This window comes from Dyella sp. PARNA 12/25 (assembly GCF_055702865.1).
Genome location: NZ_JBVQCI010000003.1, coordinates 351,858 through 364,997, shown reverse-complemented (window position 1 = coordinate 364,997; position 13,140 = coordinate 351,858). Strand labels below are relative to the sequence as shown.

Genomic DNA, 13,140 nt, shown 5'->3' with positions numbered 1-13,140 from the left:
CCTTCAGCTGTGTGATGTGAGCTGCCTCTCCCGCCTGCCTTGGCGTATCGGCGACCCTTCGCTGCATCAGCCCGGCACCTTCGTTCCGCCCCGCGGCCGGCTCGCCACTTTTGCCCTGTGTCATCTCATGCATTTTCATGGCTTCTCCACGCGTGGTTTGAGCATGTGGTAACCAATGATGGCTATCAGCACCACCAGTATCAGCCCTAGCAAGGCGTTGCCTTGTCGGAGCTGCCTGAGCCTGGGATCGCCAGCCAGCAATAGCGCACCAAGAATCAGAAACGCGATGGCGCCCAGCAGCAGACCCAGCGGATACGCCAGACCCACCTGCCGGAATCGGCAGCTGGACTGGTAGATCACAAAGGCGACCAGCCATACCAGCAGCAGTGCTTCGGCGGCCATGCGCAGCGGCCAGCGGTATTCGCAAATCCACGCATTCAATTGCTCTGCTCGTGGAATGCGTTGCAGAAAGCTGCCGCGAATGCGCCCGGCGGTCATACGCCCAGCAGGCGTATCCAGACTCGGTGCAGCCCAGAAGCCGGCGCCGCCAAAGTTATCGGAGGCATACGCCAGATCTTCGTAGAGCTCCGGCTCAGAGGAGGCGCCCGTGGAAAGGACAGGGATCAACCGGTGAAGCAGTATCCGACATTCTTCCTCGTCGATCTTCTTGTCCCGATCAATCATCGTCAACACTTCGCGCATGCTGTGCTCAGTGGGTTGTTTTAGCAGCACGAGGTAACGTAGGGTCAGGTTGGTGCTGCTGCGCGCGCGAGCGTTCTCGCTGGCGATGGTGCCACCGCGCGGATCGACCGACTCGGCAAGTCGCAGATAATCGGTCATCTGGTCGACTTGCCAGATGCCGCCCGGCGCCGTCAGATCTTCGTCTCGCACCACGATATTGAGCACGTAATGGCGATCGCGTCGGCGCAGTTCGGCGATTAGCTCCCGGATCTGGCGGTCGAGATAGCGCTTGAATTCGCGGCGAAGATCATCATCCGCCGGTATTTTGTCCAGATATAACGTCAACCCGTTGCCATAACGCTCAACGTCGGCAAACCCCGGCACCCAGGCATGACTACGTGACGCCAGATCATCGAGCGGTGTGTCAATGAACCTCGCAGCCTGCACGGCCAGCCGCTGCGCCATGGCCGTGATCTCTTCGTCGTTGGCACTTTTCAAGAATCGCCAATCATTGTGATAGAGCGTGTAATCCAATGCAGCGCGATGCGTATGTGCTTCGCGGATGAAGTCCGTGCTCTGCTGTTCCTTCCACTTCGGCTCAACCAGGTCGCCGTTATCCTTAAACCATAGTGCGAACACATTGATGCGCGAGACCAGACTGAAGTCCAAAGGCACTGGTTTTTTCCCGTTGTGCCAGTAGGGGTAGAAGCCGTAGATCTCGCCGGTGAGCGGCCGTACACAACCGCAACCCTTGCCGCTCCATTGTGGTGCCGGCCATGGGAGCAGCGAGTGTGATTGCTTGGCCTTCTGGATCAGAACATCGCGCATCGCTCGACTCATCAGCCATTGAGGCAGCTCTTTCCATGGCAGCGGATTGGGTGGCGAGTTGACGGCCTTCCCCGGAAGCTCGTCCCATTTCGGCGGACAAGCACTTTCCTCGTCCGAAGGCGGAGCCAACTTGTTCTTGTTCGCCGTGGCGATGATCAGGTCCGCTGAGAAACGGCAGAGCCGGGTATCGAGTGCAGCTTTGAACAACTCCTCCCCTGGATATTCCACCCCAAGCAGCGGCTTCAGCAGGCGCTGGAATTGCGCGTTGACATCGGCCTCGGTCGCTTCATCCACGGGCTGATCCACATCGTTCACGGGGGGACTCTGCGACGTCGAATCGTCTTTCGATGCATCGTCTTTACCAGGGTCGTTCTTGCCGGCCGCAGCGTCTGTGCTGACATCTACGGGCGTGGCATCGACCGTCATCTGTTTGAGCTCGATCAGTACATCTTTGTCAGTGAAAATGTCCTCGGTGAGCATGTAAACATCCATGGCCGATTCGGACGGAAACGGTGCCGCCAAGGTGTCGGACAGCGGCAGCGTGGTCAGCGACTTTGGCGCGGGCGGCTCTATTGCCTTTGGCGCCGGTGTCGGTGGTTGTGGCGGTTTCGGCTTTGGCGCGGGTTTAGGCGAAGGCACTGGCGCCGGCTGCCAAGGTGCAACGATCGACACCCTGTACGTTTGCTGCGCAGTGCAGTCGTGTTGATCGCGCACACCTGCCACGAACACAGTGATCAACGGCAATGGACTCGGCTCACCCGACAGTTCACCGGCAGCACTGACCGAAAACCCCGGGGGCAAGCTGCCGGCACGGTAGGTATAGGGCGGCTCGCCCCCGGTGGCGCGCAAGGTGTACTGGTACGGCTGGCCGACGGTGCCGTTAGGCAAATTTACGACGCCATTACCGAGTTGAAGAAATTGCATGTCGGCACACGACGCCGCCTTTGCCGTCCAAGGCACGAACCCCAAAAGAATCAGCGCCACCCACCCGCCGCGCCTGACGGCATGTCGCAAGGAAGCGAGAAGATGCACGAGCGGCCTCATCCCACCGTCCTCCCTTCCTTGCTCAACTCCTTGGCCAATGCGATACGCAAATGCGCGGCACCAATTTGCGTCGCACCGCTGCGTGCCGCCTGCAGCACCGCAAAGCGCAGCACGTTCACGATCGCACCACCCGATAAAACATGCCGCTCGGCGATGGTCTCCAGGTCGACGCCGGGTGCTACGCGCTCTGCTTGTGGCAGCAGGCCACGCCAAAGTCGCAGGCGCTGCTCAGCATCCGGCATCGGGAAATACACCATCGACTGAAACCGGCGCGCAAACGCCTCGTCGATATTGCCGCGAAGGTTGCTGGCCAGGATCACGACGCCCGGGAAATCCTCGACACGTTGAAGCAGATAGGCGATTTCCTGGTTGGCATGCCGGTCGTTGCTGTTCTGCACGGCGGCGCGCTTTCCGAACAACGCATCGGCTTCATCGAAAAACAATACCCAGCGCCGGTTTTGCGCCTGGTCGAACACGCGCGCCAGATTTTTCTCGGTTTCACCGATGTATTTGGACACCACCATCGACAGGTCGATGCGATAGACATCCACACCAACGCTTTGACCCAGCAGGGTCGCCGTGAGCGTTTTGCCGGTGCCGGGCGGGCCGTAGAACAGGCTTCGATAGCCGGGCTTGACCGCGCGAGCCAGTCCCCAGTCGTGCATGAGCTCGGCGCCCTGCCGCATCCAGGTCTGAATCACCATGATTTCATCCATGACATCGGGCGTAAGCACCAGATCCGACCAGTCCAGGTCGGTAGTGATGCGCTTGGCCGGGAACTGGATGTTGTAGTCGGGCTTGTGCCACACACCCGTCTGCAGGCGTTGCAGCATTTCGGCACCTACGCTCAGCGCACCACTGAGCTGAGGCTCATTGCCGGCCGCTTCGCAATCGAGGCGAAGAATGTCGCGCGCAATGAATGGATGCTGGGCATCGAACAGATCCAGAAGCGCAATACGTCCGGCAAGATGCTCTCCGGCAACGAGAAATGCGGCGGTCTCGCCGGTAGGCAGAAAACCGCCGTGACGCTGCGCTTTCCAGCCACCAAATTCGGTGAAGCCACGATCCAGATTCTGATTACGCACGAATAACAGATCAAGGGCGCCGGGGCGTAAATGAGGAGCCAATGCCAACGCCAGCACGGCGCGCTCGATCGGCTTGAGGCCGAGTTCTTCTACAAGCTCAGCCAATGCGCTTTCTGCTGGCAACAACGGCGGCGGCGGCGCGGCGCCGAAGCCCTCCGGGTGTTGCTGGAAATGTTGTTCCAGTCGCAGATTGAGCACGGCGCCCAGCCAGTCGAGCTCCTGGCTCAGGGCTGTGGCGTGCAATGCGTAGCGATCATCAACGCCAGTCGACATGAATGGCCCCTTTCATCCACGGCAACTTGATCGTCCCGTAACTCCACGGCAGCCGGTCCAGCAGCAGATCGAACGGGCCGGGCTGCACCTTTAAGCGCCAGTGCTCGCCCTCGAGCGCTTCGTGCTCGACCAGTCGGCCAATGCGGCGCAAAAAGGTCTGGCGCAACCCATCAGGCGACGTACCACCCAGCGCACGCCAATGCGCAATCACACCCTGCAGAAGGCTGTCGAGCATCGGCGTGATGTCATCCAGCGGCTTGGCAGGCGGCACGAGCTCGTCCATCGGTACGCCGCACAACAGCTTGTTGAGCACCCATTCGTGCTCCTCAGTATCGGTATGCCCATCGCCCAGATAGACCAGGCAATGCACAGCTCGGTCACGCGCAGCTTCGTCGACAAAGGCATCCCCTTGAAGCAGACCGAGCATGTCGAACAGCCGCGGCGTGTAGTTGGCGAGCAACACAAGCCCGGCATTGGCGACGTAAATCGCCTCGTTATCCGGATGATCGTCGGCAGGCGACACCGTGCCGTCACCGTTGCGGCTATGACGGACCTTCGGCCGCTCGCCCTGCGCGGCCGATGCGCTTCCGGACGGTGACAAGGCGGACTCGCGAAGATGCTGCGTGGCGTGCCCCGGGGATTCATCCGCCAATGCGAGCAAGGCACTATTCCACACCTGCTGCCAAGCAACGTGATCCTGTGGCACTCGATCGGTCTCGCTGAGGTAGGCGAGGCTGTAGTCGACCAAATAGATCTGCAGATCTGACAAGCCCAACCCCGCCGCTCGCACCATCGAATCCGACTGATGCACGAGCGCGAACTGACGAAGCGATTCGTGCCAGGTCGCAGAGAGAAGCATATGGTCGCCGCCACCATTGGACGCACCCGTGCCATCAGCGGATGCATGCAATGGATAGAGACGTTGGCGTTGTGCTTCAGATGCCTTGCCAAACAATCGCGACTGCACACCAAGTAGAAGACTTCGCTGCAGTCCGCTGGACGCCCACGCCGAAGATGCGAGATCTAGCCAGGCACCCAATCGCGATGTTTCATTGGCGCCAAGCTGCGTCAGCAAGCTACTGCCCAACGCGGTAAGCAACCTCTGTACCCGCGCCACGCCCAAGGCACTGCCACCCTGCCCCCACAACGCCTGCAGACCCGCGACACGCCAGGCCTGTCGCACCTGGCCAAGTTGGTAAGCACTTAATCGCCCTTGCGCGCGCAATGGCTCCAGCACCGTGTCGTCCAGAAGCTCCAGCGCGTGCGCGAGATCGCCATGCCGCAACGCCAGCAAGGCGTGCAAGCCGTGGTGCGGCGTGATGTGACTTAGCCGACGCAGAGTGCGATCGGCGTGTGGCAAACGCAGGAGCGCCGGCCACAGACGCGGCCCGGTTTGCTTCGTCAAACGAGCCAGCCAGTCGGCCATGCCGCTGCCAGTGAGTGGCGACATGGACCAGTGCAGTCTCCCATGCTCGAGGTAATACAGAAAATGATCGAGATCGCGGTCTTCTACACGGCTGGTAGTCTGCGTGATCTGATAGGTGGCTGGCGCAATCACACCATTCGGTCGCAAGCGCCGAAGCGCGGTATCCAAGGCGAGTTCCAGCCGCACCGCCCAACCGTCGGCGTCGGTATCGGGTGGTACATCACCGAGGTCAATCTCCAGCTGATCGATGCGCCACACTTCGCCACGCGCCGATAGCCTGTCGAACACAGTCTCCAGTATTTGCGCACCGGGGCCGTGCAAAAAATCGCTCATGCTCTGCTGAGCCAGCACGGGCTGTCGATCGGTGCTTTGGCAAGTCCATTGCAGCGTTTCGATTACATGACGACTCATGCGCCGCCCTCCGGGCCATTGCCGCCGGCCTCAAGGTGTCGCCACAGCAACCAGCGAAGCATGCGGGTCCAGTCTTCCAATCTGCGCGCCGCCTCCTCTTGCCCACCACTGGGTGCAAGCATCGCGGCGCAATGAGCTTGCTTGGCTTTCAGCCATGCCGCATAGCTGTGCTCAAAGCGCAGCATGGCCTTGGCATCCAGCCACAAGGTTTGCAGGCGAAGATGTGCAGGCGCGTTGAGCGCCAAGGTCTCTTTGGCTACACGACGGAACGATGCATCGCGCCCGCGTGCTGTCCACGCGGGGAAAACGGCAGTCAACCGGTAATGATAGAAATCGTCGGGTATGTCCGGATCGCTGCTCGTCAACGGTCGCAACAAGACATGCTCGACCACGTGCATACCCTCGCACTCGAGCTGCAATCGGCATGCAAATTCATGCAGGCAAATAGCTGCCGCTTCCGACGAACCACGCCGGAAGCGCAACCTCAGCCGCCAACACGCCTGCTTGTCATCACTGCCCAGCCATATCGAGTCCGTATCGATATGCCGATAGCGGTCCGCCTGCGCCGCACTTCGCAGCAGCGCTGGTGGCATGGAACGCAGATCAAGCCCCGAAAAATGCAACGCCAGCGCCTGCGCCGCACTCGCCAGGTCAGGCCCCATACTGTCGACTACCCGGCGACGGCGCGGGCTCCACAATGCGGGCGGCGTTGTCTCGGAGGGCAACTCACTCGTGGTATCCGGAATGACGCCTTCGTCAGCCAACCCGACATGCGCCTCTCGCAACGCAGTCATCAGCAAACGGCTGTGGCAGTACTTGAAAGCCAGCAGCAAGCTCACGCGCTGCTGCAGGGCCGAGGTGTTGCCACGCCGCCCCAGGGAACGCCGGCTATAGTCGATCGCGCCGTAGCGATCGCGCGTCAGCGAGGCAATGCGCCGAAGCATGGTCCGCTTCTGCTCGAACAGATGGACTGACCACGCCTCCGCGCCAAAATACCAACCAAATGGCCGGATGCTGCCCTGCCAACAACCCTCACCGTAGAGAGCCAGCAAATGATCGAGCACGCGCCCGCGCCGATCGAGCACGGCATCGGCCGGAGCAAACACGGTGTCTCGAACGCGCTCGCCATCGATCGCATAGAGTGCTTCGAGGCCCGGCATCTGCTCGTCGCCCAATACTTCCCAGGCGTAACTTGAGCGCGGCTTGGGGCCAACGGTATAGAGCGCGCGCAAGTAGTGAGTCTGTGCGTTGCCATGGGCCAGCCACTGCTCGAGCAATGCCAAAAGGGCGCGGAACTGCGAGGTGTCCGCTGCATCCACGGCATTGACCATCAGGTCGAAGCGCTCGCGATAGATACGCGGCAAATGACGGAACAGCGATACGTACGCATCCGGCGGTAGGTAGTGACCCTGCGGGCGCTCCAGCGGGGAACCCGCTACGTCAGGCGGACTGTCTGCGGCAGCGCGCCCACCGGTGTTGCGTCGCAGGTCGTCCAGACGATGCAACAAGGTGTGCTCGACCACCGCGATGGGGTTATTACGTCGCTTGACCTGCCAGTCCTGCATGGCGTCATGTTGATCTGGCCAACGCAGGCGCAATACCCAGCCGTCGCCACGGCGGGGCAGCGCACCGCCGGAACTATCCATACCATCCGCCTTGAGGCTGATTCCCCTGACTTCGGCCACACCCTCTACGGTCAGCGCAATGCGCGCGAGGTCGCCAAAGTACACGCGACTGTCCAGATCACGCTCGAGGCTGGCGGTATCAATCCACCCTTGGCGCATGGACGGGCCGTTCAAAAGATCAGCCAGCGACGGATCGTCATGTCGTGCCTGCATACGCTGCATGAGCGAAAGATGGCGCGGCGCCGCATCAATATGGTCGGCGCACTTCGCCACCAGTTCCGCCAGGATGTCCTCCGGCGCCCGCGTGCCATCGATGTTCACGTCGATCTGCAACATGCACCAACGTGGCTTCAGCACCACCGGCAAAGCATCCAGATCCTCACCGAGATTGCGCTGTGCCCAGTAGGCACGCGCGGCAGCGGCGGTGGCCCCCTCCGCCTGAGCGGTGGTCACCTCCATACTCATATGCCACAAGCCATTGCCGGCAGGCATTTGTGCGTGCGCCTGCAGTGCGCCCGGCACCCGGTCAAGCAGCCAGCGCATGTAGTCCATGCCGGTGCAAGCGCGGCTTGGCAGGATCTCCTCAGCGGCGTGCAGGCCGAGGCGACGGTAGTGAACGCGATTGTCCGGCGACGTAAGCAAATCCAGCAACGGTTGCTGCGCACCGAACAAGTCCTCAGTGAGCGCGAAGCACAACGCATCAAGCAGCGTAACGCCGGGGTCGTGGTGGTTGTAGTCAGTCCACGTCTCGCCACTGAGTGCCTGAAGCCACGTCAACGCCCTTGCGCGCAGCGCCTCGTAGGCGAACGGATCGTCGCCGCGATGCCGCTCGATCTGCGCAGGCACGGGAGGATCGATGGGCGTGAATGCCGCGGAAGGAATCATCATGGGCTCAACCATGCCGCTCTCGACCCGGGCGTTCATTTCTGCCCCTTATCCATGTGCGGGTCGAACCACAGCTGGGTGACATGCGCGGTGATGCTTATGCCGCGGCCATAGTCACAGCCAGTACGGATCTGCAGCCGATACGTCGCGTTGCGGCCGCTACTGCCGAGCCAACGTAATTGCAGGCGATCGCAGCGACGTGCGTAGAACGCACTGGTGCTGCGAATGCCACGCTTGCGATTGAGAAGATTGAGGACACCCAGCGTGGGGTTGTAGGTATTGAGTGCGACCGCATGCATCAGCGCAAAGCGCCCTTTGCCTTGATGACCGGCGCCGGCCGTCACCTCAAACGCCTGGCAACCATCCAGATCATCGGTGAGGTCATGCCACTCACCATCGGCCGGCAAGGGCACCGCCGTAGCCGGCGTGTAACTGCCACGACGGCCTTTGCTGCGCAACGCCCCGTCGACATCGAGTTCCGCGTCAGGATTGGCATTACGGATGCCGATGCGCCCTTCCGGGTCCAGGCACAACAAGGGCGGCGACGTGTCAGCCTGACCATCCTTAGACTCGCGATTGACTCGAAACAGTAATTGCCCTTGCGCGCCACCAAACAGCACCGACCATAACGGGGACTGCGAGTCATGATCGCGGAAGAAACTCAGCAGTGCCTCGTAACCCGATGCCGCATATATTTCGAACCCGCGCTCGACCGTCTTGCGGAAACCCTCGTCGCTCATGTTGAGCATCGAGTCGATCAGGTCGGCAAAATGCTCCTGCGTCGGTAGAGCACCGTCACTGAAATAATCTCGCAGCGACTCCCGGTTGCGAATGGTCATGGCGCGCCCTGCGCAGGCTCGTCTTCCGGCACGCTGCGCACGATAAAAGTGCCGCCAATTTCAAGCTTGCCCACACCCGTCGCTTCTGCGCCATGGGTCGGCGGCGCGCCAATCACCTCGATCAGATGCCGCGCAGTTGGCAGCGCCAGGCTCCATGGCTGCACCGGACATACCTGTCGCACAGGCGTACCGTCGCTGGTGCGGGCAGTGTCCAGCAGTTGGTAGGTGTTATTGTCGGTGCGCACGATGTGCAGCAGCGACAGGGCGCAAACCACATCGACGTCCTCGAGTTCGCGAAGCCGCGCCTCAATAGCCTCCGCGCGCACGTCCCAGTTGAAGATCGCGCGGCAACCGTTCGCATGCCACGGCGACAGAAATTCGACAATCGCCTGATTGATGCGAATCATCGCCGCCCCAGGATGAACCCCGCGCGTCAGGCGCAGCGCGCAACGCACCTGAATCCGCTCGTAGACCGCATTGCGCACCACAATATGCAGACCCGGCACGCTACGGTCACGCAGATGAGCGGTCATTTGCTCGAGCACGGCCGCGTCGAAGCGCGGCGCCTCGGTGCTATGGAACAACACGCCTTGGCGCGGCGCCGGCACCACGACAACCAGCACACCTCCAGGCTCGCCGGCGACCTCCGCGCCGCCCGCTTCGCCATTCACAAAGCACTTCACCTTGGCCAGTGCGGGGAATGCATCCAGTAGTAAACGCTCGTAGTCCCATGGTGTGCTGGCGCGATCCTTATGGCGCAATCGCTCAGCACTACGCACGCGCAACATGTCGCCCGCCTCGGGCTGACTCAAACCGAACGACGGACCCATCTGCCGAATAGAACGCAGGCCACCGATAGCGTGGAGCGGCGTGCGGATGGTGGCGGGTGGCAGCGGCGTGCTCGCCTCGCCCGGGCTGCGTGGATTGACGCGCCGGGCTGTGATTGCCTGCGTGTAGACGCCGTACAACCCCGCCAACCGTTCAAGCACACCATTCGCACTGAGGCGCAGCCAAAACAGGCCACCCGGCATCTCGGTACAGTTGCGCGTCATGCCTTCCGGCAAATCGAGCACCACCACGCCGTTGCGCAGAAGACCCAGGGTGGCATCCGACAACACACGATCGGTTTCGAGCGTACGCCACCCTTTCTCGCACCACGCTGCCCATCGGGGCCTGGGTAGTGCTGCTTGCCAGCATTCTGCCGCACTCTCGGAGCGCAAATGGAAGTACAGGCTCAATGCGCCAACTGGCTCCGAGCCCGACAAGCCCACGTACAAGTTGCCGTCAAAAAAATAGCGCGGCAGTAACGGCACGCCATCCATGCCGGGCCGAGCGCGCGGTGTGCCATAGCCAAACGGATATAAGTGGAACAACTGGCCGGACCATGACTCTTCCGCGATTTGCTTGAGCGATATCCGTTGACTGGCGATGTAATCGATCGAGACTTGCTCGACAGTCGGCGTGTAAGGCTCCTGCGGCAACGGCATGGCCAGCTTGGCGCGCTTCAGGCGTGCATTGATGGTCAGCGCCTCGGACAGCAGGCGCGGATACAGCGCGTGGCCAAACGCGGCATTGGGTGCAGACAGCTCCAGCCTGAAAAAGCTGTTGCGTGTGCCGGTGCCATAGGCCAACGGCTCCTGCCCCCGCGGTTGCGGGCGATGGTAGAGCGCGAGATCCGTCTCCGGCAGCACCAGGCTCATGGTGTCGCACACATGACGTTCGCCGCGGAACAACTTCAGATTGTCGCCAGTCCCGCCTCGCCACTGACCGTCGCGCAAGACCTCCGGCCTCACCTGGAAACCCTCGGTCGACCACTCGCCGGGATAGCCGTGGTAGTGCGCGGCAAATCCACCCTCATCATCCGGTACCTGGCCCCAACGCAGATTGAGGCGGAGCGCACGCAGAGACTTGCCGGCCAACTCGTCATTACCGAACAGGCAATAGGCGCCACGCGCCGGAAGCGGGCCAAACGGCTGGAACGGCTTGCCTGCATCGAGCCGACCCAACTGGTTGTACAGCACGATATCGCGCACCCCGGTGACGTTCACAGAGAGCACCACGTCGTGCAGGATCACCTGCTGCAGCAGGCTGTAGGCATACAACCGCGTGCGATTCTGAAGAGTCAGCCGCAGCATCGGCTGTGCTGGCCATGCCTGCCCGTGGATGGCGGGTTTGCACGGCACTATCGGCGGGCGCTCCAGGCCCAGGTGCATCGACAATTCGATGCAGCCACCCCAGCCAAATCCCTCGCTATCGCGCCGCCGCGCAGCCACGTCACTCAGCGACAGCCAACCACCCGTTACGCTGAACTCAGCCAACCATGCGTCACGGAAAACGCGCTCGAAAATCAACCCACGATCCGGCAGGCCGTGGTCGGCGTCGTGACCATCGTCGTGCTCGTGCGGATAAATCAGAATCAACGGATCGTCGATTTCAACCCCTTTGTCCCTCTTGCAACCTGGAAAGCCGGCGGCATGTTTGCGCAACGCAGTAACATCGAGGGGATGCAATAATTCGTTGCTGGCAATCAGCCATACGGCGAACAAGCGACCCAGGCTCTGGCGGAACGAATCGCCGTCATCGGCAGCCAGGCAATGCGCAATCAGATAACACAGGCGAACATCGCCTTCCTCGCGTGGCGCTCGCGCCCAGACTGACACAGCAAGCTGTTCCGCGCTGGGTAAGCTCCCCTGCCCACCACGAATCGGATGATGCCGCGCCTCGGCAAGGTCGAGCTGCTTGAACACATCCCCAAGCCAGACCGCATTGCGACCTTTGCCTGAGAGTCGCAACAACTTGGCCAACTGGTCGTCATCGTTGGCTGGATGCGACAGGCGCAACAACAGGCGCACCCGGCGATCGCCCTCCTTCAATGCAAGCATCGGCGAGGCAATGGCAAAACCCAGCGTTGCGTTCTCCGCATCAGAGGCCGAACCCTTCGCTTGCCCGCCGAGCAAGGGCCACCATTCAGGGTCCTCCGCGTAGGCCGCATCGGGCTGCATCAAGGGGATCTCCTGCGACAGCACGCGCGTGGCGTAGCCGAACTGCCGCTCGGGGGAGATCAGCGCGTCACGCTCCAGTCGCAGGCTGTAGAGGGCCTCGACCTGGTTGTCGGTTACTTCCAACGCATGCTCGGCGGCAAACTCTATCGCCTGGCCATTGCTGTCCTTGCCACCCATAAAACGCGCACCACGCGCGACCTGCACCGGCGCGGCAAAGCGCGGATCGCGCTCGAAGCGCAGATACACCTGCTCGTGCCTCGGCTTGCGCGGCTGCATGCGCAGCAACTCGAGATAATAGAAATCAGTGAGACGCTCGGGGAACCGATTCACTACCGCGCGCGAGTCCTGATACAGCTGCAGTGCCGTCAGCAGCAACCCCATCGCCGGCTCATGCTTGCCGCTGGCAAGGCTTGATGGCAATTGCGAAAGCGCCAGAGGCCGAAGGCGCGCGATGGTAACGCCAAGGGAACCCCATAGTCGCCGCAGCAATTGCTTGCGTTGTGCAGGGTCGGTCGGCGCCATCGCCACCACCCCTGTCTGGGAGCTTAGACGCCACGCCGGGTCCAGTTGCCTTGCTTCGGCAGGGTCCAGCCCAAAGCAGTTCACCGCATCGCGCAGCAAATCGCGCAGGCTGCTTCCAATCGCGGCCATCATCGCCTGCAACACCTGCACTGCCATCGGCGTGTCATGCCTGGCCAGCCATTGGCACCAACCATTGAAGCGAAACAGCAATTGGCGAACGCGCCACCATAAGTGCCGCTCATCCGCCCATGGCCAGGCTTCAGCGAATCCTTCCTGGGCGCTGGCCAGCGGAAACGAGGCGATATCCGACAGCAGCACGCTTTCGTCACGCAGCAGTGCTTCATCCCAGCAGCCGGCGTTCGAGCCGTCATCGCTTGCGAACCGCAATTGTGCGGCGTAGCCGAGCGTCAGGCGAACTCGCTCGGCCAACGTGAACTCCTCCGGCACGATATAGCCAGGGCGGAGCGCGTCGGCGAGGCGTTGATCCTGTTGGGTGCCAGCATTCATGGGGACGAAAGC

Annotated in this window: 6 protein-coding genes; all 6 read right to left on the bottom strand. The window is 61.7% G+C overall.

The window, feature by feature from the left end; all coding sequences use genetic code 11:
* Positions 1–135: 135 nt before the first annotated feature.
* Complete coding sequence (locus tag AC0GUR_RS09385) at positions 136–2,433, bottom strand: hypothetical protein (RefSeq protein WP_472877195.1); 2,298 nt, start codon at positions 2,431–2,433, stop codon at positions 136–138.
* Positions 2,434–2,549: 116 nt separating this feature from the next.
* Positions 2,550–3,911 (bottom strand): ATP-binding protein, encoded by a 1,362-nt coding sequence (locus AC0GUR_RS09380; protein WP_472877194.1) that lies wholly within the window; start codon positions 3,909–3,911, stop codon positions 2,550–2,552.
* Positions 3,895–5,748, bottom strand: a complete 1,854-nt coding sequence (locus AC0GUR_RS09375; protein WP_472877193.1) for a contractile injection system tape measure protein — start codon at positions 5,746–5,748, stop codon at positions 3,895–3,897. Before AC0GUR_RS09375 ends, AC0GUR_RS09380 begins: the two co-directional genes overlap by 17 nt.
* Positions 5,745–8,297, bottom strand: coding sequence for a hypothetical protein (locus AC0GUR_RS09370; RefSeq protein ID WP_472877192.1), 2,553 nt, complete (start codon positions 8,295–8,297; stop codon positions 5,745–5,747). Before AC0GUR_RS09370 ends, AC0GUR_RS09375 begins: the two co-directional genes overlap by 4 nt.
* A complete protein-coding gene (locus tag AC0GUR_RS09365; RefSeq protein ID WP_472877191.1) occupies positions 8,294–9,097 on the bottom strand; it encodes a hypothetical protein in 804 nt (267 codons plus the stop codon). The genes AC0GUR_RS09370 and AC0GUR_RS09365 overlap by 4 nt, the downstream gene beginning before the upstream one ends.
* Positions 9,094–13,128, bottom strand: coding sequence for a hypothetical protein (locus AC0GUR_RS09360; RefSeq protein WP_472877190.1), 4,035 nt, complete (start codon positions 13,126–13,128; stop codon positions 9,094–9,096). Before AC0GUR_RS09360 ends, AC0GUR_RS09365 begins: the two co-directional genes overlap by 4 nt.
* Positions 13,129–13,140 lie beyond the last annotated feature (12 nt).

Bases quoted from the DNA above. Each gene is read 5' to 3' on its own strand.
- AC0GUR_RS09380 (WP_472877194.1), bottom strand. From the start codon at position 3,911: ATGTCGACTGGCGTTGATGATCGCTACGCATTGCACGCCACAGCCCTG.
- AC0GUR_RS09370 (WP_472877192.1), bottom strand. From the start codon at position 8,297: ATGAACGCCCGGGTCGAGAGCGGCATGGTTGAGCCCATGATGATTCCT.
- AC0GUR_RS09360 (WP_472877190.1), bottom strand. From the start codon at position 13,128: ATGAATGCTGGCACCCAACAGGATCAACGCCTCGCCGACGCGCTCCGC.
- AC0GUR_RS09385 (WP_472877195.1), bottom strand. From the start codon at position 2,433: ATGCAATTTCTTCAACTCGGTAATGGCGTCGTAAATTTGCCTAACGGC.
- AC0GUR_RS09375 (WP_472877193.1), bottom strand. From the start codon at position 5,748: ATGAGTCGTCATGTAATCGAAACGCTGCAATGGACTTGCCAAAGCACC.
- AC0GUR_RS09365 (WP_472877191.1), bottom strand. From the start codon at position 9,097: ATGACCATTCGCAACCGGGAGTCGCTGCGAGATTATTTCAGTGACGGT.